This is a genomic window from Mycobacterium sp. 852002-51961_SCH5331710, from assembly GCF_001665535.1.
GTDB lineage: Bacteria > Actinomycetota > Actinomycetes > Mycobacteriales > Mycobacteriaceae > Mycobacterium.
In genome coordinates this window covers 1-24,694 of record NZ_LZSQ01000089.1, presented here as the reverse complement: position 1 = coordinate 24,694, position 24,694 = coordinate 1, and the positions used below count along the sequence as shown (strand labels likewise).

Sequence of the window (24,694 nt, the reverse complement as noted above, 5' to 3'; positions counted from 1 at the left end):
TGCTGCGGTGACGCACGCGCGGCTCAGACTACTGGCTCACCTCACGAAGGCGGCGGACCCGACTCCGGGGAGGACGACGGTTGCGCCGGAGTCTGAGTCGTCGGCTGAGACGACGGCGGCTGGCCGTACGCGGGGAACCCGGTCGGCGGTGTCGGGGGGCCCTGCTGGCCCTGCTGGCCTTGCTGGTGGCCCTGTTGCGGCGCTCCCGGGAAACCGCCGGTCGACGGACCGCCCGGATAACCGCCCGGATACGTCGACGGATATCCCGGCCGGTGCTGCTGGGGTCCGCCGTGATGCTGCTGGCCCTGCTGGCCGTAGTACGGGCCCGGGGCGCCGTACTGCTGCCCGTAGGACTGGTCGTACTTCGGCCGCGGCGCGGGCGGGGTGATGATGCCCGACTCGAACAGCAGCGCCGCCACGGCGACGATTGCCTGGAACAGCGAGAAGGCGATGATCAGGTACAGACCCCAGTCGATCGCGGCGCCGCTCGGGCGGTTGATCACCTCGGCGATGATGAGCAGGAACGCGGCGACCGCGAGCACGGCGTACACCGCCGTCGACGCGCCGTGTCTCGGCAACAGCGTCGTCCCGGCCAGCAGCCCGGCGACGAGCGATGTCGCGACGGCGAGCACCAGACCGAACGAGCTTCCGCTGATGCTGCCCAGCCCCGGGAAGTCGGACGCGGAGATGGTGAACAGCGGCGCGAAGCTCGACAAGTACACCGCCAGGCCCAGCAGAGCCACGGCGATGGCCAGATACGTCGGCAGCTTGTTCGCGGCGTCGGTCGTCGACGGCGACGCCTCCGGCGCCCTGCCGAACTGCTGCGTCGGCGCGGAGAACTGGGTGGTCGGCTGCTGCGCGGGCGGGTATCCGGGGCTACCGGGCGGTCCTTGCGGGTACGACATGACCTCTCCTGTGCTCGGGCGGGCTTTGAAAACCACGCTAGCGCACAGCGGTCATGCCGAGACCAGCACCGGTTCGCCCACGCTGTCCTGTTCGGACCGTTCGATTTCGCGGACCAGCGGCAACACCTTCGCGCCGAAGTACTCGATCTCTTCTTGAAAGTGCAGGAACCCGCCGAGGATCAGATCGACACCGCGTTTGCGGTACGCCGCAATGCGTTCGGCGATCTGCTCGGGCGTGCCGATCAACTGAGTGCGGAACCCGTCGTTGTACTGCACCAAGTCCTCGAACGTCGAATCGGCCCACATACCGCGTTTGTCCCCGGTCGAGTTGCCCGCCTGCTGCACCGCGGCGCGGAACCCGTCGACGGCCGGCTTGTTGGCCTTGGCGATGATCTCGCGCAGGACGTCTTTCGCTTCTTTTTCGGTGTCGCGGGCGATGATGAATCCGTTGAGCCCGAACCGGACTTCGCGGCCCGCCCCGCCAGCGTGCTCACGCACGTCCACGATCTGCTCGGTCACCCCGTCGAAATCCTTGCCGTTGGAGAAATACCAGTCGGCGTACAGGCCGCCGTTGCGCCGCGCCGCGGTCGAGTTGCCGCCCTGGAACAACTCGGGGTTGGGACGCTCGGGAGTGTTGAGCGGTTTGGGTTTGAGCGTGAAGTCGTGGATGCGATAGAAGTCGCCGCGAAAATCGACGTCGTCCTCGGTCCAGATCTTGCGCAGCACCTGCAGGAACTCGGCGCTGCGCCGGTAGCGCTCATCGTGCTCGAGCCACGGTTCGCCCAGATGGGTGAACTCGTCCTTGAACCACCCCGACACCACGTTGACCGCGAAGCGACCATTGCTGAGATGGTCGGCGGTGGCGCCCAGCTTGGCCAGCACCGCCGGCTGCCACAGCCCCGGATGCACCGCCGCGATCACCTTCAGCTTCTGCGTGGCCAGCAACAACGCCAGCGAAAAGCTCGTCGATTCGTGTTGGTACTCAGCGCCGTAACTCGCTTCGTAGCGCACCTGGCTCAGCGCGTATTCGAACCCGTTGTTCTCCGCGGTCTGCGCCAGCTTGGCGTTGTACTCGTAGTTCCAATCGGTGCGCTGCTCGATATCGCTCGTCACCAACCCACCACTGACGTTGGGCACCCAGTAGGCGAACTTCACATGATCGGCAATGCGTTCGGTCGTCATGGTCTGACATGACAGCAGCGCGGGCCCGGCACGTCGCCGGTATCAATCACGTTGAAGGAAACGCGCCCCACCCTGCGGGCACTCGCCCAGCAAGTCCGTCGCGAGCATGATCCTGCCGAGGGCCACCCATGCGGCGCCGTAGTAGGTCGGATAGCGCTGCAGCAACGCCGAGGCCTGGTCGAGGCGCGCCGCCGCCGCGTCCGCCTCTCCGGCGGCGGTCTCGGTGGCGGCGGCGCTGACGAGTGCCAGGGGATGCTGCCACTCTCCGGCGGTCGACCCGTCGAGATTGCGCACCGCAGGCGGGTTCCCGGGCGCCGCGATCTGCTCGCGCATCGATGCCGCGAGGGCCCGGTCATCGGCATCACAGGACTCGGCGAAGCGGACGGGAAGGCGCGCGGCATCCAGGCCGAAATTCACGGGTCCTCCGCCGGGCGGTTCGATCGGCGTCGCATGGCCGGCCGGGTTCACGGCCGCCCAGTCCGGCGGCAGCCGGTCCACGCCGACCAACTGCCAGCTCAGCGTTCGCTGGGTGCGGCTGATCTCGAGCCACCTCCGGTCACCGGAGGCCCGGAAGAGTTCGTCCTCGGCGCGAGGGCTGAAGTAACCGGGGTCGATGGCGTGCGGGGGCGTGGTCGCCCAGTTGCCCGCCACCGTCGTCAGGCCACCACCGACGAGCCACTGCCCCGGCGGAGCCACGTCGACCGGCGGCGGCGCGGCGGAGCCGACCGGGGCTGTTTCGGCCCGCATGACATCGGCGCCAAGCCGCTTACCGGCGTCGACCAACCCCTGCGCTTCGAACCGGCCGCCCGCGAGCACCAGGGCGCGCGCCGCGTCGAGGTCGGCGTCGGTGGCGCTGTTGGCGTCGACCACCCTGCCGTCCGCCCACCGCCAGGACAGAAGCCCGTCGGGGCGGCGCAGCTGTGATTTCGTCCAGTCCCAGATCGATCGGAACCGGTCCTCGTCGTTCAGCGCGGCGGCGATCAACATGCCGTATGCCTGGCCTTCGCTGACCACGTCGCCGCCCTCGTCGCGGCGCACCACGCGTCCGTCGTCTTCGACGTAGCGGTCGAGGAAGTCTTGTCCGGCCTGGCGAGCGGCCGCCTCTCGCATGGTGCCGATGTCGGTTTGCGAGACGCGCGGATCCGCCGCGTGTGCGACGCCCCATCCGGCGGCCACCACGGTCACCACCATCAGGACCTTCACGGCCACCGTGCGTAAGCGAATCACTGTCGACTCCTTCGGGCTCGTACGGCCAGCACCACGGCGCCCGCGATCACGGCTGTACACAGCACGAGCGGGATCGCCTGCTGCCGTGGGTCGTTGACGCCGACGGGTTTCGACGGCGTCTTGTCCGGCGGCAGTTCGGCCGCGGGGATCACCACATCGGGCGGGTCGAGCGGCGCCGACGCGGCAGGCACATCGCGCACCTGACGAAGGTCCGGCCCGTCGGGCCCGTCCGTGAGCACGAGCGTCGTGGGCGCGCCGTCGGCGAGCACGACGGGCCGCCGGAATTCTCTGCCCTCGACGGTGATCACTGCCTCGTGAACACCCGGCGGCTGAGGTAGGTAGCCGGTGATCAGACCGTAGGAAGCGTTGTCCGCCAGCACGGTTGGTCCGGACGCGGTCGAGGTCAGCGCCAGCTTGACCGGACCGGTCGCCCCGGCGGCGTGCATCAGTCGGACCGTCGGCTCGGGCGAAGGCCCACCGTCGGGCGCGAGCTGCGCGGCCACCTCCGACGACTCTGCAGCGGAGAACAGTCCCAGCGTGTAGGAGGCACCCGGCGAGACCGTGAAGGCCTGGCGCATCTTCACGGTGCCGGTGCGCGCTTCGACCGTGGCCATCACATAAGTGCCAGCGGCGATGCTGCGGTACTCGGTCGGATTCGGCCTGTCGCCCAACGAAATCGAGCCGCCGGGACCGCCATCGATGCGCACGAATTCCACGCGGTCCGGCGCCGAGCCCCGTCGCATGTCGCTCACCCGGACCGAGCCCGCACCTTCGGGCACCGGCGCTGCGTTTCCGCCGAGACCGATGTTCGTCGCCTTGGCGGGAAAACGGACCGTCAGCCGTCCGTCGCGTAGGGCGACCGACTCGACCGCGAAGGGACTCTCCTGCCGGTCGAGGAAGGCAGCGACTGTCCGCAGCCGCTCCGGTGAACCACCGATTGCGAATTCTCTTTCGGGTGTTCCGGCGGTCCGCTCCGCGGAGATAGAGGTGATGCCTTCGAGGGCGACGGGCTGTGTCGCGGTGATCACCGCCAGCGCGGCGACGACACGCTGATCGACGGTGGCCGACTGCAAGGTTGCGACCGCGTCGGGATCCGATCCGGCATCCAGGCGCGCGGCCACCTGTACCCCGAACGCCGGTGCCGCCGGTTGCGCGGGACTCGATGCCTGCGCGCCGTCGTCGACGCGGAGCACGTCGACCTTCTTGCCACCGTCCCCGAACGTGGCCACCGGCTGCGCATGTGCGATCGCATCGGTCAGCACACCCTGATCGGGCATGTTGGCTCGCATCGACGGCGTCGACACGACCCAGTCGTAATCGGCCCAGCCGGCGGGTGCCAGCTTCTGGACCTGTTCGTCGGTGTCCACCTTGTACGACCACACCACGTTGTGGCGGTCTCGGCCCTCCCGCAGAAGGTCGACCCAGAGCGCGTCGTCGACGATGAGCCGGTCCTTCTTGGAGACGTTCTGCGAAATCCACTGCTGCGCCCGCTGTAACGACGCATCGTCATTGCTCGCCAACACCTGCCCGTGGCCCGGAAGCCAGAGCGCGACCACCATCGAAACGCCGAAGGCAGCGGCCAGGCCCGACGCTGTGCGCCGCCAACCGCCGGTCCTCACGGGCTGCGGTGCGCTGCGCTTCAGGCGGCTGACGGCTTCTTGTGCCAGTCCAGCCGCCAGCATCGCGGTCAGCGGCAGCGTTGCGATCACGAACGGCACGGGCAGGTAACCCGGTCGGACCACCATGACAACCAGGATCAGCAGTCCGGCCGCATACGGCCGCAGACGCTCGATCAGCAGAGCGGCCAGTGCAATCGGCGCGGTGAGCAGCGGAAGCACCGGATCCAGGCGCAACCACTCATCGATCGTGTGCCGCTTCAGCGAGTCCGGATCGCCCAGCGCTCCTCCGGATTCGCGCTGCCACAGCTGGAACTTGATGCCGTCCCACAGGCTCACGTGGCCCGGGCCCGGCACGAGTTCACCCCGGATGACGGCCATCACGACGTAGGTACTGACCACCAGGACGGAGACCGCGCCGAAGACCGCCAACGCGTACCGCCGGGTAGCGGGCACGGTCTTGCACCACACCAGCCATGCCACCATCGGCACCAGCAGCAGCATGGTCTCCTTCGTCAGCACCGCGACGCCGAAACAGGCCGCCGCGCCGAACATCGCCGAAAGCCGGTGGCGCGGTGAGCAGATCAGGACCAGCGCACCAAGGACCCACGCCACGGCCAGGTTGTCCAGATAGACGGAGCGGCCGAGGGAGATCGCGAGCGGCGAGAGGGCGAAGATCGCCACGGCCAGCGTGGCCGCCCAGCGGGACAGGCCGACGCGACGTGCCAGTAACCACAGCAGCCCGGCGGCGAGCACCGCGACGAGAACCATCAGAAAGCGGCCCGCGACAACGGCATTGCCACCGAAACCCGGGCCGGTGATCACCATCCACGCCGCCAGCTGCAGCCAGCCGGCGGGCGGGTGGTCGTACCAATAGGTGTAGTGCGCGAGCTCACCCCATTGCACGACCGCGAAAGCCTGTGCGACATAGGTGCCTTCGTCATCGAGCCGGGTCGGGGAACCCGTGATGTTGATCGCGCGCAACACGCCGGTCAGCGCCATCAACGCGACGACGATCGGAATCGAGGGATTGAGTCGAATCGATCGAATCATGCCGCGATCCGCTCTTCTGGACCGACCGCGCGGTGAGCGTTGGCGTGCTCGGTCTTCTCCCAGCCGCCTTGTCCGCGGCTCTGCCGCCACGCCGACCGCACCGCCGCGGCAGCGAGCAGCAGCTGGTACGGGAAGGCGCCGAGCACCAGGCGGACGTGGTCCCAGAGCCGGATACGCACGCCGAACTCCTTGCCGAACTCCCCGAGCGCGGCGGCCTCGACGGCCACGGTGACCATCGTCGGCACCAGCGGCAGAAATGTCAGCAAGGTCAGCGGCACGGGAACCTTGAGGACGAACATGCACACGATGGCGATAGGGACCAACGCGCCCGTGGCGGCCTGCAGGAACGGCATCGCCAGCGTGTAACGGGCAAGCAGGCGTTGGCGCCGAGTCGGCAGCTTGCGCCATTCGCCCTTCTGATAGACCTGCATGAAGCCCTGGTCCCAGCGCGTGCGTTGTTTGACCAGCGCCCGAACCGAGCCCGGTGTCTCCTCGCGGGTGACCACACGGGGGTCATAGGCCACCGCGACGCGCGCGCCGCGGGTGGAGAGCCGAACGCCGATCTCACAGTCCTCGGCCAGGCAGTTGCGATCCCATCCGCCGACGGCTCGCAACAGCGCGGTTCGCGCGAACACGGTGTTGCCGCCCAGCGGAATGAACCGCTGTTCGGCGTGGAAGTGAAGACGGGAGCGGAACCAGAAGTAGTATTCCAGGCAGTTGCGCAGCGACCACCAACTGGTGCGCACGTTCATCAACTGCACTCCCGACTGGACGACGTCGGCGCCCGACTCTTCGAATCGGGCCTCGACCAGCCGCAGCAGGCTCGGGTGGACCTCGTCCTCGGCGTCGAACACGCCGACGACCTCACCGCGGCAGGCCGGTAACGCGGTGTTGAGCGCCTTGGGCTTGTTCTTCGGGATGTTGTCGTCGATGACGACGCGGACGGTGCGCCGATGCCGCGCGGCCGCTGCCCGAGCCACACGCTCGGTCTCGGGATCGTCGTGTCCGATGATGACGATCACTTCGTAAGCGGGGTGATCGAGCCGGGCCAACGCATCGATGGTGTCGCCGAGGACATCCTGCTCGTGGCGGGCGGGCAGCAACAGTGAGAACGACCACGGCCGGTGTGCCGAGCGACGGCGAAAACCTGTCCCGGACAACGCCTCTGGGCTGTGCCATGCGTGCAGCATCCACCATAGCGTCGTCGCGGCGATCACGAACAAGAGCAACGACACCGTCCCCATCACGACAAACAACACGATGTCGGCCAGGCTCAGCGGGTCGTTGCGTTGCGGCGGCGGCAGCGGTGCCGCCTGACCGTCATCGCCGGAGGCGGCTTGCACGCCGTCCGCCTGAGGCAACGCGCCACCCGACGCGCCGACGGAACGGCTGTCCGGCTGGGCAGGCGCGGGGCCCGACTGGGTCACCGCGGTGTCGCCGGCAGGCACCGACGGCGGCCCGCCGGATTCGTCGTCGCCGCCGAACCAATGGCCACCGAAGACCACGAACGCGGCGAATATCAACACGACGGCGCCGAACGCGGCGCCGCCACGGGTTATGCGGGGCATTTTCTCGCCTAAAGTCTGGCGACACCTGCGCCCATCGCAACCTCGACGGGAGGTGCCGCTGCGTACTGAGAACCGGCACGGCGAACACCTCTGAACCAGCTCTCTCGTGCATCTCGAACAAGAGCGCTATCTCTGTGCATGTCGCCCCGGCGCATGCGCCCGTTACGTGCAGTGCATCACGTCGCCGTCGAAAGGGTTTGCGAAACAAGGTGATTGACGCACGGACAAGTGATTCGAAGAGCTCGCGTTAGGCCTGCTCAACCCGCAATTGCGACGCGATGAGGAGGCACCGTCCCGGCCGGCCAGCGGGCGTCGGAACGCCGGGGCGGCCCGGCAATGAGAGCCGAAATGGACCCATGCTTGCCCCTCAGACTGAAACACGTTCTAATTCTGGGCATGGACTACGGGCTCGTTCTGTTCACCAGCGATCGCGGGATCACCCCCGCTGCGGCCGCCAAGCTGGCCGATGACCACGGATTCACCACGTTTTACGTGCCCGAACACACGCACATCCCGATCAAACGGCAGGCCGCGCATCCCACGACGGGCGACGAGTCGCTGCCCGACGACCGTTATATGCGCACGCTCGATCCCTGGGTGAGCCTCGGCACGGCCGCGGCAGTGACCTCGCGGGTCCGGCTGTCGACCGCGGTGGCGCTGCCGGTGGAGCACGACCCGATCACGCTGGCGAAGTCGATCGCGACGCTCGACCACCTGTCGGGTGGCCGCGTGAGCCTCGGGGTCGGCTTCGGCTGGAACACCGACGAGCTCGCCGACCACAACGTCCCGCCGGGCCGCAGGCGCACCATGTTGCGCGAATATCTGGAAGCGATGCGGGCGCTGTGGACCCAGGAGGAGGCCTCGTACGAGGGCGAGTTCGTCAACTTCGGTCCCAGCTGGGCGTGGCCCAAGCCCGTTCAATCGCACATCCCGGTATTGGTCGGCGCCGCGGGCACCGAGAAGAACTTCAAGTGGATCGCCCGCTCCGCGGACGGCTGGATCACCACCCCACGCGACTTCGACATCGACGAACCCGTCAAGCTGCTACAGGACACCTGGGCGGCCGCTGGACGCGACGGCGCACCGCAGATCGTCGCCCTCGATTTCAAGCCCGATCCCGAAAAGCTCGCCCGCTGGGCCGATCTCGGTGTCACCGAAGTGCTCTTCGGCCTCCCCGACAAGTCCGCCGACGACGTCGCCGCCTACGTCGAACGGCTGGCAGGCAAGCTGGCCGCATCGGTCTGATCAGGGCTCACCGAAGCCCGCTTCGGCGAGCACCCGCTGTCCCCCCTCGCCGGTCACCGCGTCGACGAAGTCCTGAGCGAGGTCGCGGTGCACCGAGTCCTTCAGTGACGCAATCGGATAGACGTTGACCACGTCGGCGCCTTCGGGAATGGGCACCGCGCTGACCCGCGCACCCGCTTCCCGCGCGTCGGTGACGTAGACGATTCCGGCGTCGGCCTGACCGCTCGTCACCTTGTTCAGCACGTCGGTGACCGACGACTCCTCGCTGACCGGCGACAGCTCGACACCGGCGGCTTGTTCGACCTTCCTAGTCGCCGACCCGCACGGGACCACAGGCGCGCAGACGACGACGCTGACGCCAGGCCGGGTCAGATCACGAATCGTATTGACGTTCCCCGGGTTTCCCGGCGCCACTGCGATCGTCAGCGTGTTCGATGCGAAGTTCACCGGGGTGCCGGCGAGCAGCCCCGCCGTGGCGACCTTGTCCATGTTGGCGGTGTCCGCGGAGGCGAACACATCGGCCTGTGCACCCTGCGTCAGCTGGGTGGCGAGGTCCGAGGACCCGGCGAAGGAGAACTCCACCCGGGTCCCGGGGTGGTCCCGTTCGAACTGCGCACCGAGCTCGGTGAACGTCGCCCTCAGCGACGCAGCGGCGAACACCATCAGCGAATCAGCCGCCGGCTCTTTCGCGCAGCCGACGGCCAACGTGAGAACGAGTGCGGCCAGAAGGGAGAGCGCTCTCACGGCTGGCACTCCTGCGCTCAGGCCAAACTCGCGCGGTTGACCTTCTCATCCGGGCGCACGGTGATCGCCGCGCCCAGCAGGTCGCCGTCGGACATCAACGCGACGAGCTCCTCGTCCTCGGAGATCGCCAGGAACCGCGAGTTGTCCGAATCGAGCCTGCCGACGATGATTCCGGTGCGGACCGGCCAGTCGTAGCGCACCGAATAGGTCTCGATGGTCGCGCGCCCTTCGGGACGCTCGGTCACCGGAACCACCGGGAGTGCCGCGACGTCGGCGCTGAGGCGTTCGCTGTCATCGGTGCGCCAGTCGACCGGCAGCGTCGAATAGACGCCGACGGAATACTTGCTCATCGTGCCGCCGTTGGCGCCAACCAGGCCGTATTGCCCGGGCCTGTCGCGCATTTGGGCGACGGTCTCGGCGATGGCATGCAACGAGTAGCTGTTTCCCGGGCCGCCGAAATACGGCAGGCCACCGGTCACCGTCAAACCCCGTGGGTCGTCCCCGTCGATGCCCAGCGCCTCGCAGGCGACGAACACGGGGAACGGGAAGCAACTGTAGAGATCAAAAGTCGAGATGTCATCGACCCCGATCTGGGCCACCCGCAAGGCTTCTCGCACGGCGTGCACGGTCGCGGGGCTGGCGCCGAGGTCGACCCGGTCCAGCAGACCCTGCTCGGTCATATCCGAATGCCCGTGCAGATACACCCATTTCTCCTCGGGCACCCCCAGTCGGCGGGCAGCAGCCACCGACATCATGATCGCGGCGGCACCCTGATTGACCTGATCGCGGGCCACCAGCAGACGGGGGTAGGGATCGCAGATCATCCGGTTGTCGTCGGTGACCGCGATGATCTCGTCCACCGAGCGTTCGACCGGCGACGACGAGAACGGGTTCTTTGCAGCGACTCTCGACAACGGCGCGAACAGCTCGGCCATCTGCCGGCGGTATTCGGCCACACCCAACCCCAACCGGCTGCGGCGGGCGTTGTCCAGCAGGCCGTATTGCACTGCGGCGCCGGTCAACCCGTGCGACGCGGTGTACTCGGTGAAGTACTGGTGGACCTGGTGGCCGCGGTCCTCGAGCTGACCCTCGACGTGTTCGGTGAAGTCGGGCTTGTGGTCGCGGTTCGCGAAGTACCGAGCCGTCGAACCCGGTTCCGAGCCGATCACCATCGCCACATCGAATTCGCCGGCGGCGATCGCGTTGCCGGCCTCGGTGACGAGTTTCTGCGGGCCCTGTCCGCCGACCGGTTCGAGCACGACGCGCGCGGGATCGCCGCCGACACGGCGCATGACCGACCGTGGATAGTTGTTCGACTTGCCCAGCGTCGCCGGCATCGGGCCGGAGATCTCGAACTGGCGCAGCGCGTACACCGTCTCGATGGCCTTCGCGGCCGCCGTGGCGCCGAGCCCGGTGTCGGTCAGCGCCGCACGCACCGCCTCCGTCGCGAGGTCGACCGCCGACATGCCCCGATAGCCGGGATCGTCGATGCGCTCGGTGAACTGCCCGACGCCGACGATGACCGGGGTCCGGGAATCGACCATTACAGACCTCCTGACAGGTGTTAATTCGTCAGGCTAATCGACAGCCACCCCGAACACGAAACCGTCCCCGGCCGCGGAGCCGGGGACGGTTTGTACGTCACGCGAGTTACAGGCTCTGCAGGATCTCGCGAGCCAGTCGAGCGGTCTCCGACGGCGTCTTGCCGACCTTCACGCCCGCCGCCTCCAGCGCTTCCTTCTTGGCCTGCGCGGTGCCCGAGGAACCGGACACGATGGCACCCGCGTGGCCCATCGTCTTGCCCTCCGGCGCCGTGAAGCCCGCGACGTAGCCGACGACGGGCTTGCTCACGTTGGCCTTGATGTAATCGGCCGCCCGCTCCTCGGCGTCACCGCCGATTTCACCGATCATCACGATGATCTTCGTGTCGGGGTCCTTCTCGAAGGCCTCGATCGCGTCGATGTGCGTCGTACCGATCACCGGGTCGCCGCCGATGCCGATCGAGGTGGAGAAGCCGAGATCGCCCAGTTCGAACATCATCTGATAGGTCAGCGTGCCCGACTTGGACACCAGGCCGACGGGACCGGAACCGGTGATGTTGGCCGGCGTGATGCCCGCCAGCGCCTCACCCGGCGTGATGATGCCCGGGCAGTTCGGTCCGATGATCCGGGTTTTTGGACCCTTCCCTCCACCTTTTTCTAGGTTGTAGGCCCACGCATATGCGGTGTCCTGCACCGGGATTCCCTCGGTGATGACGACCAGCAGCGGGATCTCCGCGTCGATGGCTTCGATGATCGCGTCCTTGGCGAACTTCGGCGGCACGAACACCACCGACACGTCGGCGCCGGTCTCCTTCATCGCCTCGGCGACGCTGCCGAACACCGGCAACTCGACGTCGTTGCCATCTTTGTCCTTGTGCGACACCGTCGTACCGGCCTTGCGCGCGTTCACGCCGCCGACCAGCTGGGTGCCCGCCTTGAGCATCAGCGCGGTGTGCTTGGTGCCCTCACCGCCGGTGATGCCCTGGACGATGACCTTGGAGTTCTTGTTCAGAAAAATCGACATGGTCAGTCCCTTCAGGCCTTCGCCGCCAGCTCGGCGGCCTTGTCGGCGGCGTCGTCCATCGTTCCCACCTCGGTCACCAGCGGATGGTTGGCCTCGGCCAGAATGCGGCGGCCCTCCTCGACGTTGTTGCCGTCCAACCGCACGACGAGCGGCTTGTTGGCCTCGTCACCGAGGATTTTCAGCGCGTTGACGATTCCGTTGGCCACCGCGTCACAGGCGGTGATACCGCCGAACACGTTGACGAACACGCTCTTGACCTGCGAGTCGTTGAGGATGACATCGAGACCCGCGGCCATCACCTCGGCCGAGGCGCCGCCGCCGATGTCGAGGAAGTTGGCGGGCTTGACGCCGCCGTGGTTCTCACCGGCGTAGGCGACCACGTCGAGCGTCGACATCACCAGGCCGGCGCCGTTGCCGATGATGCCCACCTCGCCGTCGAGCTTGACGTAGTTGAGGTCATGCTCCTTGGCCTTGAGCTCCAGCGGATCGGTGGCGTCGCGGTCCTCGAACTCGGCGTGCTCGGGATGACGGAAGTCGGCGTTGCCGTCCAGGGTGACCTTGCCGTCCAGGGCGAGGATCTGGCCTGGATCGTCTCCACCGCGGGAGGGGGTGCGCACCAGCGGGTTGACCTCGACGAGTGTGGCGTCCTCGCCGACGAAGACCTCCCACAGCTTGGCGATCGTCACCGCGGCGGCGTCGAGCACCTCCTCGGGCAGGTGGCCCTTCTTGGCGATCTCCCGCGCGAAGGCCTCGTCGACGCCCTTGGTGGCGTCGACCGGGATCCGGGCCAGCCGGTCCGGCTTGGTCGCGGCGACCTCCTCGATCTCCATACCGCCCTCAACCGAGCACATGGCCAGGTAGGTGCGGTTCGCCCGGTCGAGCAGGAAGGAGATGTAGTACTCCTCGGCGATGTCGCTGGCCTCGGACACCAGCAGCTTCTTGACGATGTGGCCCTTGATGTCGAGGCCGAGGATGTTCTGCGCGTGGGTGAACGCGTCGTCGGCGGTGGCTGCGTATTTCACGCCGCCGGCCTTACCGCGGCCGCCGGTCTTGACCTGCGCCTTGACCATCACAGGCTTGCCGATCTCCTCGGCGATGGCCTTGGCGTCCTCGGCGGTGTCGGTCACCCGTCCGGGTGTGGTGGGCACGTTGTGCTTGGCGAAGAGCTCTTTCGCCTGGTATTCGAAGAGATCCATTAGCTCACTGTCTCTAGCGCGTCGATTGCGGAGTTTGGGCCGAAGGCTCGGAGGAACTTTATCCACACGCTCAAGACGCGTTGGCACCGCCCACCGCTCATGTGGTAGATCTCACCGCCTCGCTCCAGTGATACAAGTCACAATCGCCCGTGGAATAGTCTCTCGGGTTGCAGCCGTCATCCGGAGTTGGTTAACGTGCCTCTGGTCTCGATAACGCTTTGGTCACGACAGGCATCCCGACAGGCAAGGATTTTCCAGGTTGGCTTCGCACCGTTCGTCCGGATCTCATCGCAGATCGTCGACGAATCGGCAAATCAGCCGCCGCGTAAGCGAATCCCCGTCGGAAGTCACCGACATCATTCCGTTCAACGAGTTCGGCGATCTCGATGACATCGATTTCCGTGAGAACAGCGCCTTCGACCGCGAAGCCCAGGTCATCCGTGCTCCCGAGCTCGACGACCTGACCGACACCGACGACCTCGTTCCGCTGCGCCTGGCCGTGCCCACGGAGTTCGCGGCGGGTCCGCGCCACGCGCGCCGTTCGCATGCCTACCGCGACAGCCACACCGACACCAGCGACGGGATGGCCGCCACCGACGTCATTCGGATCGGCACCCGCACGCCGGCGCACCGCAAGCAGGAAGTCCCCGTCAAGGGCCGTCTGATGGTCGCCGCGATGGCGGTCGGGGCGACGGCGGCAGGCGCCTACTCGATGGCCAACGCGACGCAGGAGAAGTCCTCGGAGACCGTTCTGGCCGCCGACCAGACCGCGCTCGCCAATCCGATCAGCGGGTCGACGGGCGGTATGCAGGTGGTCGCGGTGACGCCGGCCGCCAGCTCGACGCTGCACACCGAGGAGATCCAGAAGGCCGCCGCTTTCGCGCAGGAACGTGCGGAACGCGAGGCCCGGCTGCAGCGGCCGATGTTCGTGATGCCCACCAAGGGCGTGTGGACGTCGGGCTTCGGCTACCGGTGGGGCGCGCTGCACGGCGGCGTCGACATCGCGAACTCGATCGGCACCCCGGTGCTCGCCGCCTCCGACGGCGTGGTCATCTCGGCAGGCCCGTACGCCGGCTACGGCAACATGGTCAAGCTGCGGCACTCCGACGGCACCGTGACGCTGTACGGCCACCTCAGCGCGTGGCAGGTGGAGGTCGGCCAGCGGGTGTGGGCCGGTGACCAGATCGCCAAGATGGGCAACACCGGCAACTCGACCGGACCGCACCTGCATTTCGAGGTCCACCTCAACGGCACCGATCGTGTCGACCCGGTGGGTTGGCTGGCCAAACGCGGCCTGTCCCTCGGCAACTACTCTGGCTGAGTGGCCAGCGACGACGATTCCGATCTGACACGCCGAGCGCCGTCGAGCGCCGACACGGGCATCATTCGTCGTCACCCGTCCGGAGAGATCCCGACCGGTCAGGAACCGAAGACCAGCATCATCCGGCGCCATCCCACCGGAGCGATCCCGATCGCGGATCCGCCCACGCAGATGGTGGACACCAGCGGCGTGACGCAAATGTCCGACACCGGCGGGCCGACACAGATGTCCGAGATCGGCGGGCCGACCCAGATGTCCGACCGGGCCGCGCCGGACACCACCTACATCCCGCGCGCCAGGCCGGTCGCGGTATCGCCGGCCGCCAGCCCGAAGACCGCGATCGCAACCGCGGTGGCGAGCATCCTGACCGGGTGGACCACCGCCGTCATCGCCACCGACCTGATCACCGGATGGTGGCGCTCAGACCAACTGTTCTGCGTCGCGATCGGCTTTCTGACCGCGATCTCTGCCGCCGCCCTCATCGCCGGGCTCATCGGCCTGCTGCTGCGCCGTTGGGTGAGCCGCCTGTTGGTGATGGTCGGTGCGATGGTGGCGCTGCTGATCTTCTCCAGCCTGTTCGTCGCGGGTGCGAAGCTGCCCGCCGTCGTCTACGCGATCCCGCTGTTGCCAGTGGCGAGCATCGTGTTTGCCGCCCTGCCCGCCACGGGACGCTGGGAACGCTCCGGCTAGAGCTTGGTGATCGGCGCGTGGTTGTGCATCAGCTTCACGCGACCGGAGCTGCCGAAGTCGATGAGCGACATCGCCGACTCGCCGACACCACTCACCTCCTCGACGCGGCCCAACCCGTACTTGTCGTGCGTGACCCGGTCGCCGGGTTCGAGCACCAGCAGCGGCCGTTTACCGGCGCCGGACCGCGTCGGCGACGGCCTCGGGGTTCCGAAGCGTCCCGCTCCGCTGACAGGTGCGCTGAACGACGACGGAGTCGGGTCGGCGCGCCGCCAGTCGATGAGGTGCTGCGGAATCTCTTTGAGGAAGCGCGATTCCGGGTTGAGCATCGGTTGACCCCACGACGAACGCACTTTGGCCCGGCTGAGGTAGAGCCGCTGTCGCGCCCGGGTGATGCCGACGTAGGCCAGCCGGCGTTCCTCGGACAGCTCGGCGGGATCCCCCAGCGCCCGCATGTGCGGAAACATGCCGTCCTCCCAGCCGGTCACGAACACGACGGGGAACTCGAGGCCCTTGGCGGTGTGCAGCGTCATCATCGTGACGACACCGGCGCCGTGCTCGGGAAGCTCGTCGGCGTCGGCCACCAGTGACACCCGCTCCAGGAACTGCGCCAGCACGCCGGTGTCGGGAATGTCCTCGTCGAGGGTCTCCTCCTCGGCGAGCGCCTGCGCATTGGCCAGGTCGGTGCTGAATTCGTGTGCGACGCTGACCAACTCGTTGAGGTTGTCCAACCGCGCGAGGTCTTGCGGATCGCTCGACGACTCGAGTTCGGCGCGGTAACCCGTGCGGTCGAGCACAGCCTCGACCAACTCGCCCAACTCACCGTCGAGGCGGCCGCGCAGATCGTCGAGCATCTCGACGAACGCCGAGATGCATTTCTCGGCACGGGTGTTGAGCATCGGCACCTTGCCCTCGGCGGCCGCCTGCAGTGCGTCGGCGAAGCTGAGCCCGGTGTTCTCGGCGTACACCGCGACGCACGCTTCGGCGCGGTCACCGATGCCGCGGCGCGGGGTGTTCAGGATGCGACGCAGGCTCACCGAGTCGCCGGGATTGTCCAGCACCCGCAGGTACGCGACGATGTCGCGGATCTCCCGGCGTTCGTAAAAGCGAACGCCTCCAACGACTTTGTAGGGGATGCCCGCTCGGATGAAGACCTCTTCGAGCGCACGCGAGGAATTGTTGGTGCGGTAGAACACCGCCACATCGCTGTAATTGAGCCCGTCGTCGACGAGCGTGTCGATCTCCTGGGCGACGAATCGCGCCTCGTCGTGCTCGTTGTCGGCGACGTAGCCGACGATCAGCTCGCCCTCCCCCTCGTCGGTCCACAACCGCTTCTCGCGGCGGCCGGCGTTGCGGGAGATCACTGCGTTCGCGGCGTTGAGGATGTTCTGCGTCGAGCGGTAATTCTGTTCCAGCAGAATGGTTGTCGCGTTCGGATAATCGCGTTCGAAGTCCTCGATGTTGCGGATCGTCGCACCGCGGAACGCATAGATCGACTGGTCGGCATCGCCCACGACGCACAGTTCGGCAGGCGGCACCCCGGCCGGGTCATCTTGCGAGGCCGCCGTCCCCACGAGTTCCCGCACCAGCACGTACTGGGCGTGGTTGGTGTCCTGGTACTCGTCGACGAGGATATGCCGGAACCGCCGCCGGTAGTACTGGGCGATCTGCGGAAACGCTTGCAGCACAGCGACCGTCTCGCCGATCAGGTCGTCGAAGTCGAGCGCGTTGGCCGCGCGCAGGCGGCGCTGGTACTCGCCGTAGACCTCGGCGATGATGCCGGGCAGTTCCTCACCCGCCTCTGCGGCCTCGGCCGCCGCCTGCTCCGGGCCGACCAGCTCGTTCTTGTGGTTGGAGATCGCGTTGGACAGCAACCGCGGCGAATACCGCTTGGTGTCCAGGCCCATGTCCTTACCGATCATCAGCAGCAGGCGGCGTGAGTCGTCGGCGTCGTAAATCGAGAAGTTCGAGTTCAAGCCCTTGATGAGGGAGGCCTGGTTGCGCAGGATCCGCACACAGGTGGAGTGGAACGTCGACACCCACATCGAACGGGCGCGCGGGCCGACGAGGCCCACCACCCGCTCGCGCATCTCGGCGGCGGCCTTGTTGGTGAACGTGATGGCCAGCACCTGTCCCACACCGACGTCACGGGCGGCGAGCAGGTAGGCGATCCGCCGAGTGAGCACAGCCGTCTTGCCGGAGCCGGCGCCCGCGACGATGAGCAGCGGCGAGCCCTCGTGCAGGACGGCCTGGCGCTGCTGTGGGTTGAGCCCGTCGAGCAGGGAGTCTGATTCGGTGGCCCCGTTCGGTGCGATCATGTTCGGTGCACTCATGTCAGTGTCGAACTTACCGCTGCACAGGGACACTCCTGCGCCCGAACCGCGCATCCGCCCCACGGTCGAACCGCGCATGGGCTTTGCGCTGGCCCGACGTTTGGTGGCACACTTTGTCCCGTGCTCAGCAAACAGGGATTTATCTGCGGGTGCCGCGGCGCGGTACCCGTGGTCTAGCAGCTTCTGTGAGAGCCCCGCGGTCCCGGATCCGCGGCTCGTCTCTTGTGTGAGGCCAGGACCGAACAAGACCAGGAACCCACACAACGAGGCGGTGAAATCCCATGACGACCGAAACCGAGACTGTGCCTGATATCGATGACCTCCGCCGGGAGATCGACCGGCTCGACGCCGAGATCCTCGCGGCCGTGAAGCGCCGTACCGAGGTGTCCAAGATGATCGGTCAGGCCCGGATGGCCTCCGGTGGAACGCGCTTGGTTCACAGCCGCGAGATGAAGGTCATCGAGCGCTACAGCGAACTCGGCCCCGAGGGCAAAGACCTCGCGATGCTGTTGCTGCGACTGGGCCGCGGCCGCCTCGGCCACTGACCCTCAGCGCAGCGCGTCGGTCAGCCACGGCGTCAGCCACTCGACGGCCTCCGGCGTCGGATGCACGCCGTCGCTGCGGATGCGGATGCCGTCGATCCAGTTGGTGTAGCCCCCGTTCGGGCCGAGCTTGCGGTTCAAATCGAGCACGGTGACGTTCGGCCGGTATTTGACGGCGCTGCGCAGCAACGCGTTCCAGTCGTCGACCCGGTCGGGATCGTCCTCCGGGTACAGGCTGCCGTCGCGTTTCTCGGCACGGCGGTTGTAAGGCTCGGTCGTGACGACGACGCGCGCGCCCGTCGAGGACAGGATGTCGAGCGCGCGGTTCAGTTCGGAGCGCAGATACGCGTCGTACGTCGACTCACCGATGTGCGTCCACCGGCCTTCGTTCATCCGGTCGACGACCTCCCAGCGCCCCACAATCAGAAGCACGACGTCGGGTCGGTCGCTCTTGACGCGCTGTGACCACCTGCTCGGCCACGAATCGCATTCGGGTTTCTGGTTCAGCGTCTGCCCGACGTAGCGGTACGGGCCGCCGCGCGCGATGCCGCATCCGATCATCGTGTGGTTGGTGAACGCCATGCCCGGTATCTCCGGCAGGTAGCGCATCAGCGTCCACGCCACGGAGTCGCCGAACACCGCGACGGTCCTGGTCCCGGGATCGCGAGCCGTCGGGCGTTGCACCTCGACCGGCACCTCCGGCGCGATCAGCGCGGCGGAGTCGATGCTGGGCTCCTCCAGCGCTGGACCGCCGGGCGTCACCCCGACCGGCAGCACGGTCATCGTGATCACCGCTGCCGTCGCTGCCGTCGCACCCGCCAACGGCAGCATCGGCACGATCACCGGTCGCCACCGCCGGATCGGTTGTTCGAGGAGCCACCACGACAGCGCCGCCGCCGCGATCGTCGCGCCGCATCTCAGCGCGAACAGTGACCAGCCCGACCAGCCGGTGCGCTCGCCGTTGAGCGCCAGGAAGATCGGCCAGTGCCACAGGTAGACGCCGTACGAGATCGCGCCCAGCCACACCAGCGGCCGCCATGCGAGCACGCGCGCGACCGGGCCTTCCTGGTCCAGCGCGACCGCGCCGACCACGCCGGCGGCGGCCAGGGCGACGATGATCAGCAGGCCCTTGTGGAAGTCGCCGACGCTGCCGGTCGCCATGTGTACCGCGAAGCCCAACACGACGAGGCCGACTACGGAGACGACCCGGGCGACCAACCGCAGCCACCGCGTTCTGATCACCGGCCCGGCGAGCGTCACCGTGGTCCAGTCCCGCACCAGCAGGGCGGCCGCAGCGGCACCGACGAGAAGCGCCTGCGCGCGCGTGTCGGTGCCGAAGTAGACCCGGTTCAGCGTTTCGTCGCCGACGAAGGCGATCGCCGCGGCGGCCGACGCGACCGCACCGGCCGTGGCAAGGCCCAACACGGCCCACCGCAGATGCGTCGGATTGCGCCGGCAGAAGACGAACGCGACGGCGATCAGCAGAAGCGGCCAGATCAGGTAGTACTGCTCCTCCACCCCGAGCGACCAGGTGTGCTGCAGCGGCGACGGCGGTGCGCCCTGAGAGAAGTAGTCGGTGCGCTGCGCGACGAACGCCCAGTTGGCCACCCAGAAGAACGAGGCCACGGCGTCATCGCGCAGGTTGGCGATCGCCTCCGTCGAGAAGAACTCACGCGCCGCCACGACGGCGAGCACCATCACCAGCAGCGCGGGCAGCAGGCGGCGGGCGCGCCGGATCCAGAAGTCCCGCAGGCGGATTCGGCCGGTGCGGGAGTGCTCGTCGAGCAGCAGCGAGGTGATCAGGAATCCGCTGAGCACGAAGAACACGTCGACCCCGAGGAAGCCGCCGTCAACGCCCGGAATGCCGCCGTGGTCGGCGAGCACGAGGGCGACGGCGACGGCACGGATGCCGTCGAGGGCGGGGATCTCGCCACGCCGATGCGCGCGCGAGGAGGGACGTACTGACAGCGGGCGGCGATCAGCGGGCGCGACGGAGCGACGCGCATTCACTTGCGAAATCTTGCCCGCGCGAGCGGACGTGCGGGCGCAGGCGCGGCGGCGTGTCGACTACTTCGTCAACGCGATGTACTTGACCTCGAGGTACTCCTCCATGCCCTCGAATCCGCCCTCGCGGCCGAAACCGGATTCCTTGACGCCGCCGAACGGTGCGGCGGGGTCGGAGATCACCCCTCGGTTGATGCCGACCATGCCCGATTCGATGGCCTCGGCCACACGTAGCGCGCGGTCGAGCGACTGGGTGTAGATGTAGGCCGCCAGCCCGTACTCGGTGTCGTTGGCCGCCGCGATGCCCTCTTCCTCGGTGTCGAATCCGGTGATCGGCGCGACGGGGCCGAACACCTCCTCTTTGAGGATGCGGGCGTCGGCGGGCACGTCGGCCAGCACCGTGGCCGGATAGAAGTTGCCGGGCCCGCCGGGAGCCACCCCGCCGATCGCGACCTTCGCACCCCGCGATACGGCGTCGGAGACCAGGTCCTCGACCGTGGCGACCTGCTTGGCGTTGATCAGCGGCCCGAGGGTGGCCGACTCGTCGACACCCTTGCCGAGGGTGAACTCGCTCATCCGCTTGACCAGCTTGTCGGTGAACTCGTCGCGCACCGAGTTGGCGACGTGGAAGCGGTTGGCCGCGGTGCACGCCTCGCCACCGTTGCGCATCTTGGCCAGGATCGCGCCCTCGACGGCGGCGTCCACATCGGCGTCGTCGAACACGACGAACGGGGCATTACCGCCGAGTTCCATCGACGTCCGCAGCAGTTTGTCGGCGGACTGTTTGACCAGTGCCTTACCGACACCGGTCGACCCGGTGAAGGTCAGCTTGCGTAGCCGGCCGTCGTCGATCAGCGCGGCGGTGACGTCGCCGGGGCTCTTCGTCGGCAGCACCGACAGCACGCCCTTGGGCAGGCCGGCCTCGTCCATGAGCTTGGCCAGCAGCAGCATCGTCAAGGGCGTCTCCTGCGCGGGCTTGACGATCATGGTGCAGCCTGCGGCGAACGCGGGCCCGATCTTGCGGGTGCCCATCGCCAGCGGGAAGTTCCACGGCGTGATCGCGTAGCAGGGGCCGACTGGCTGTTTGGTGACCAGGACGCGACCGCTGCCCGCGGGGCTGTGCGTGTAGCGACCGGCGACGCGCACCGCCTCCTCGGAGAACCACCGGAAGAACTCGCCGCCGTAGGTGACCTCGCCCATGCTCTCGCGCAGCACCTTGCCCATCTCGAGGGTCATCAGCGTGGCGATGTCCTCGGCGCGTTCGCGGATCTTCTCGAACACCGCGCGCAGAATCTCGCCCCGTTCGCGCGGCGCGGTGGCCGCCCACTCCGCCTGCACCGCACAGGCCGCATCGAGCGCGGCGATCGCATCGTCGGCTGTCGCGTTGCCGACCGAGGCCAGCACCTGGTCGTCGGAAGGGTCGAGCACGTCGAAGGTGGAGGACGCCTCGCGCTCCTCACCGCCGATCCAGAGTCCGGTGGGCACTGACGACAGCAGCTTCGCGGTATCCATAACTCTTCTGTACACCTTTGGCCTTTTCGCCGCACTAGGGTCGTGTTCATGACTGCCGAAACCGACCAGATACCCGATATCGCCGCGACTCCGGCGTGGCAGGCGTTGCAACGGCATCACGACGAGGTAGGCGCGAAACACCTGCGCGACTTGTTCGCCGACGATCCGGCCCGCGGCACGGAGTTGGCGGCGACGGTCGGCGACCTCTACGTCGACTACAGCAAGCACCGGGTGACGCGCGAGACGCTCAAGCTGCTGGTGGACCTGGCGCGCGCCGCGCGTCTGGAGCAGAAGCGTGACGCGATGTTCTCCGGCGTACACATCAACACCTCCGAGGATCGCGCCGTTCTGCACACGGCCCTGCGGTTGCCACGCGGCGCCGAACTGGTCGTCGACGGGCAGAACGTCGTCGCCGACGTGCACGAGGTGCTCGACAAGATGGGCGATTTCACCGACCGGTTGCGCAGCGGCGAGTGGACGGGCGCGACGGGTGAAGCCATCAAGACCGTCGTCAACATCGGCATCGGCGGGTCGGACCTCGGACCGGCGATGGCCACGCTCGCGTTGCGCCACTACGCCGATGCCGGTATCTCGGCGCGTTTCGTGTCGAACGTCGACCCGGCAGACCTGGTGGCCAAGCTCGACGGACTCGACCCCGCGACAACGCTTTTCATCGTCGCCTCGAAGACGTTCTCGACGCTCGAAACGCTGACCAACGCGACGGCGGCGCGGCGCTGGTTGACCGATGCGCTCGGCGACGCCGCGGTGTCACGGCATTTCGTGGCGGTGTCGACGAACAGGAAGCTGGTCGACGATTTCGGCATCAACACCGAGAACATGTTCGGGTTCTGGGACTGGGTGGGCGGCCGCTATTCGGTCGACAGCGCAATCGGTTTGAGCGTCATGGCGGTCATCGGCCGCGAGCGGTTCGCCGAGTTCCTGTCCGGGTTTCACATCGTCGACGAGCACTTCCGTACGGCGCCGCTGGAATCGAATGTGCCGGCGCTGCTCGGCCTCATCGGTCTGTGGTACAACGAGTTCTTCGGCGCGGAAACCCGTGCGGTGCTGCCATATTCGAACGATCTTGCTCGGTTCGCCGCGTATCTGCAGCAGCTGACGATGGAGTCGAACGGCAAGTCGGTACGCGCCGACGGTTCACCGGTCACCACGAGCACCGGCGAGATCTTCTGGGGCGAGCCGGGAACCAACGGCCAGCACGCGTTCTACCAACTGCTGCACCAGGGCACGCGGCTGGTTCCCGCCGATTTCATCGCATTCTCACAGCCGACAGACGATCTGCCGACCGCCGATGGCAAGGGCAGCATGCACGACTTGCTGATGAGCAACTTCTTCGCGCAGACTCAGGTGCTGGCGTTCGGCAAGACCGCCGACGAGATCGCCTCTGAAGGCACACCGCCGAATGTGGTGCCCCACAAGGTGATGCCGGGGAACCGGCCCAGCACCTCGATCCTCGCGACCCGGCTGACGCCGTCGGTGATGGGACAGTTGATCGCGCTCTATGAACACCAGGTCTTCACCGAGGGAGTCGTCTGGGGTATCGACTCGTTCGATCAGTGGGGCGTCGAACTCGGCAAGACTCAGGCGAAGGCCCTGCTTCCGGTCATCACCGGCGACGACTCCCCCGCCGAACAGTCGGACTCGTCGACCGACGCTCTGGTACGCCGATACCGCAGCGAGCGCGGCCGGTCCGCCTGAATTAGCGAGACGCCAAGCTAGACAGGCGGTTACGGCTGAGGTAACTCAAGCGACGTCCCCACTATCGCTGTCGCAACCCTTCCCGTCGTCGTTGGTGTCGTCAGGGTCGGGACAGTCGGCTTCGTCGTCGTCGGTGCCGTTGGTGTTGTCGTCGATGAGGTAGCGGTTTGGGTGGTGGTAGTTGTTGGTGCGGGCTTGGCCGGTGTCGAGTTGGGGTGGGGGCCGCCATTCAGTGCGCCCGTCTTTGCGGTTGCGGGTGCGCCACCCGCCGGGGGTGACGCGGCGGTTGTCGGGCCCGCACGCCAGGGTGAGGTCGGTGATGTCGGTGCGCCCACCAGCGGCCCAGTCGCCGTTAGCGTGATGGACCTGGCATTGATAGGCCGGGGCGGTGCAGCCCGGGCGGGTGCAGCCGCGGTATTTGGCGAACAACACCAACCGCTGCGCCTTGGACGCCAACCGGCGCCCCCTCCCCAAAAACAACGGCTGCTCGCTGGTTTTGTCGAAGACCGCCAGATATGGATGCGCCGCCGACGCCTGGCGAATCACGTCACTCATCGGCAATAGCGACCCGCCACCGGTGACCCCATGCCCGCTGCCCGATTCCAGTTCTTGCAGGGTGGTGGTGATCAGCAGCGTGGCCGGCACCCCATTCTGGTCGCCGAGCTGGCCGGAGGCCAGCAGGGCCCGACACATCGCCCCGAGGGCGTCGTGGTTGCGCTGCCCGCTGGTGCGGGTATCGGAGCGCACCGCCTCCGCCGACGGCTCGGCAGCAGGATCGGGCTGATCCGCGTCAGGCTGGTCGCCGTCGGGATTGTTCCTGCCCGGGGCCGCCCATACCGCCAGCACCGCTTCGAGCGCGGCCCGCGTCGCCGGGTCGATGACCCCGCGTAGCTCACTCATCCCGTCGAGGCGTTGACGACCCAACCGCAACCAACGCTGCGCCGCGCGCAACTCATCGGAGAAGTCCCCGTCGGGGTTCAGATAGGCCGCCAACCGCTGCCCGGCCGCCCGCAACTCCTCCGGGGTGTGCTTGCAGGCCAACTCCGCGAGTTGGGCTTCGGCGGCCTCGCGCACGTCAAACGGTGTCGAGGCGGGGATCTCCTTGGCGAAGAACCGCCGGATCACCCGCACATGCTCGGCCCCCACCAACCCTTTCTCCACCGCGGCGGCCGTGTGCGCCAACTCCGGTTGCAGGGTTTCGCCGGTCATCGCCCGCCGCGGCGCCAACTCCGCCGCTTCAGCCACCCGCCGACTCGCCTCAGCCTTGGAGATCCGCAA

Annotated in this window: 18 protein-coding genes; 5 read left to right on the top strand and 13 right to left on the bottom strand. The window is 67.6% G+C overall.

The window, feature by feature from the left end; all coding sequences use genetic code 11:
* Positions 1-41: 41 nt before the first annotated feature.
* The 5 genes from A5752_RS15305 to A5752_RS15285 are packed head-to-tail and all read right to left on the bottom strand — an operon-like array spanning position 42 to position 7,551.
* The gene (locus A5752_RS15305) at positions 42-905 is read right to left on the bottom strand and encodes a DUF5336 domain-containing protein (RefSeq protein WP_067087071.1); all 864 of its coding nucleotides are present in this window, start codon (positions 903-905) and stop codon (positions 42-44) included.
* Positions 906-956: 51 nt separating this feature from the next.
* Positions 957-2,087, bottom strand: coding sequence for a dimethylsulfone monooxygenase SfnG (sfnG, locus tag A5752_RS15300; protein WP_067087068.1), 1,131 nt, complete (start codon positions 2,085-2,087; stop codon positions 957-959).
* Positions 2,088-2,129: 42 nt separating this feature from the next.
* Complete coding sequence (locus A5752_RS15295) at positions 2,130-3,314, bottom strand: glycosyl hydrolase family 8 (RefSeq protein WP_231983424.1); 1,185 nt, start codon at positions 3,312-3,314, stop codon at positions 2,130-2,132.
* Positions 3,311-5,983, bottom strand: a complete 2,673-nt coding sequence (locus tag A5752_RS15290) for an ArnT family glycosyltransferase (protein ID WP_067087065.1) — start codon at positions 5,981-5,983, stop codon at positions 3,311-3,313. Before A5752_RS15290 ends, A5752_RS15295 begins: the two co-directional genes overlap by 4 nt.
* Positions 5,980-7,551 (bottom strand): glycosyltransferase, encoded by a 1,572-nt coding sequence (locus A5752_RS15285; RefSeq protein WP_231983423.1) that lies wholly within the window; start codon positions 7,549-7,551, stop codon positions 5,980-5,982. Before A5752_RS15285 ends, A5752_RS15290 begins: the two co-directional genes overlap by 4 nt.
* 396 nt (positions 7,552-7,947) lie before the next feature.
* Here A5752_RS15285 and A5752_RS15280 point away from each other — a divergent pair, with 396 nt between their 5' ends.
* Positions 7,948-8,796, top strand: coding sequence for an LLM class F420-dependent oxidoreductase (locus tag A5752_RS15280; protein WP_067087063.1), 849 nt, complete (start codon positions 7,948-7,950; stop codon positions 8,794-8,796).
* Here the strand turns inward: A5752_RS15280 and modA are convergent, their stop codons facing one another.
* The 4 genes from modA to sucC all read right to left on the bottom strand — a co-directional run bounded on the left by modA (position 8,797) and on the right by sucC (position 13,301).
* Positions 8,797-9,549 carry a molybdate ABC transporter substrate-binding protein gene (gene modA / locus A5752_RS15275; protein ID WP_502686737.1) on the bottom strand — a complete coding sequence of 251 codons (753 nt, stop codon included), beginning with the start codon at positions 9,547-9,549 and terminating at the stop codon, positions 8,797-8,799.
* Between the two features lie 8 nt (positions 9,550-9,557).
* Entirely contained in the window at positions 9,558-11,084 is a 1,527-nt protein-coding gene (locus tag A5752_RS15270) for an acetyl-CoA acetyltransferase (protein WP_067087057.1), read from the bottom strand.
* Positions 11,085-11,190: 106 nt separating this feature from the next.
* Entirely contained in the window at positions 11,191-12,105 is a 915-nt protein-coding gene (gene sucD, locus A5752_RS15265; RefSeq protein ID WP_067087054.1) for a succinate--CoA ligase subunit alpha, read from the bottom strand.
* Positions 12,106-12,116: 11 nt separating this feature from the next.
* Entirely contained in the window at positions 12,117-13,301 is a 1,185-nt protein-coding gene (gene sucC / locus A5752_RS15260; RefSeq protein ID WP_067087052.1) for an ADP-forming succinate--CoA ligase subunit beta, read from the bottom strand.
* A 259-nt stretch (positions 13,302-13,560) separates the two neighbouring features.
* On the opposite strand from sucC, the gene A5752_RS15255 reads away from it, so the two are divergent.
* Entirely contained in the window at positions 13,561-14,622 is a 1,062-nt protein-coding gene (locus A5752_RS15255; RefSeq protein ID WP_067087049.1) for a M23 family metallopeptidase, read from the top strand.
* On the top strand, positions 14,623-15,312 hold the full coding sequence (locus A5752_RS15250) for a hypothetical protein (RefSeq protein ID WP_067087046.1): 690 nt from the start codon (positions 14,623-14,625) through the stop codon (positions 15,310-15,312). It begins immediately after the preceding gene.
* On the opposite strand, the gene pcrA is transcribed toward A5752_RS15250, so the two are convergent.
* Positions 15,309-17,642: a DNA helicase PcrA gene (gene pcrA, locus A5752_RS15245; RefSeq protein WP_067087190.1), complete on the bottom strand. Its 2,334-nt coding sequence runs from the start codon at positions 17,640-17,642 to the stop codon at positions 15,309-15,311. The genes A5752_RS15250 and pcrA overlap by 4 nt on opposite strands.
* A gap of 281 nt (positions 17,643-17,923) precedes the next feature.
* On the opposite strand from pcrA, the gene A5752_RS15240 reads away from it, so the two are divergent.
* Positions 17,924-18,187 carry a chorismate mutase gene (locus tag A5752_RS15240; RefSeq protein ID WP_067087043.1) on the top strand — a complete coding sequence of 88 codons (264 nt, stop codon included), beginning with the start codon at positions 17,924-17,926 and terminating at the stop codon, positions 18,185-18,187.
* A gap of 3 nt (positions 18,188-18,190) precedes the next feature.
* Here A5752_RS15240 and A5752_RS15235 read toward each other — a convergent pair whose 3' ends face one another.
* Together A5752_RS15235 and A5752_RS15230 are read right to left on the bottom strand one after the other, a co-directional pair.
* Positions 18,191-20,194 (bottom strand): SGNH/GDSL hydrolase family protein, encoded by a 2,004-nt coding sequence (locus tag A5752_RS15235; protein WP_502686736.1) that lies wholly within the window; start codon positions 20,192-20,194, stop codon positions 18,191-18,193.
* Positions 20,195-20,251: 57 nt separating this feature from the next.
* The gene (locus A5752_RS15230; RefSeq protein ID WP_067087041.1) at positions 20,252-21,700 is read right to left on the bottom strand and encodes an NAD-dependent succinate-semialdehyde dehydrogenase; all 1,449 of its coding nucleotides are present in this window, start codon (positions 21,698-21,700) and stop codon (positions 20,252-20,254) included.
* A 48-nt stretch (positions 21,701-21,748) separates the two neighbouring features.
* Here A5752_RS15230 and pgi point away from each other — a divergent pair, with 48 nt between their 5' ends.
* Complete coding sequence (gene pgi, locus A5752_RS15225; RefSeq protein ID WP_067087185.1) at positions 21,749-23,416, top strand: glucose-6-phosphate isomerase; 1,668 nt, start codon at positions 21,749-21,751, stop codon at positions 23,414-23,416.
* 45 nt (positions 23,417-23,461) lie between these two features.
* On the opposite strand, the gene A5752_RS15220 is transcribed toward pgi, so the two are convergent.
* Positions 23,462-24,694 (bottom strand): HNH endonuclease signature motif containing protein (locus A5752_RS15220; protein ID WP_156613900.1); only part of this gene is annotated, 1,233 nt, incomplete at its 5' end.

What these genes read in the sequence shown, in the direction of transcription:
- A5752_RS15305 (WP_067087071.1), bottom strand. Translation starts at nt 905, where the DNA reads ATGTCGTACCCGCAAGGACCGCCCGGTAGCCCCGGATACCCGCCCGCG.
- sfnG (WP_067087068.1), bottom strand. Translation starts at nt 2,087, where the DNA reads ATGACGACCGAACGCATTGCCGATCATGTGAAGTTCGCCTACTGGGTG.
- A5752_RS15290 (WP_067087065.1), bottom strand. Translation starts at nt 5,983, where the DNA reads ATGATTCGATCGATTCGACTCAATCCCTCGATTCCGATCGTCGTCGCG.
- A5752_RS15285 (WP_231983423.1), bottom strand. Translation starts at nt 7,551, where the DNA reads ATGCCCCGCATAACCCGTGGCGGCGCCGCGTTCGGCGCCGTCGTGTTG.
- A5752_RS15280 (WP_067087063.1), top strand. Translation starts at nt 7,948, where the DNA reads ATGGACTACGGGCTCGTTCTGTTCACCAGCGATCGCGGGATCACCCCC.
- A5752_RS15270 (WP_067087057.1), bottom strand. Translation starts at nt 11,084, where the DNA reads ATGGTCGATTCCCGGACCCCGGTCATCGTCGGCGTCGGGCAGTTCACC.
- sucD (WP_067087054.1), bottom strand. Translation starts at nt 12,105, where the DNA reads ATGTCGATTTTTCTGAACAAGAACTCCAAGGTCATCGTCCAGGGCATC.
- sucC (WP_067087052.1), bottom strand. Translation starts at nt 13,301, where the DNA reads ATGGATCTCTTCGAATACCAGGCGAAAGAGCTCTTCGCCAAGCACAAC.
- pcrA (WP_067087190.1), bottom strand. Translation starts at nt 17,642, where the DNA reads ATGAGTGCACCGAACATGATCGCACCGAACGGGGCCACCGAATCAGAC.
- A5752_RS15240 (WP_067087043.1), top strand. Translation starts at nt 17,924, where the DNA reads ATGACGACCGAAACCGAGACTGTGCCTGATATCGATGACCTCCGCCGG.
- A5752_RS15230 (WP_067087041.1), bottom strand. Translation starts at nt 21,700, where the DNA reads ATGGATACCGCGAAGCTGCTGTCGTCAGTGCCCACCGGACTCTGGATC.
- pgi (WP_067087185.1), top strand. Translation starts at nt 21,749, where the DNA reads ATGACTGCCGAAACCGACCAGATACCCGATATCGCCGCGACTCCGGCG.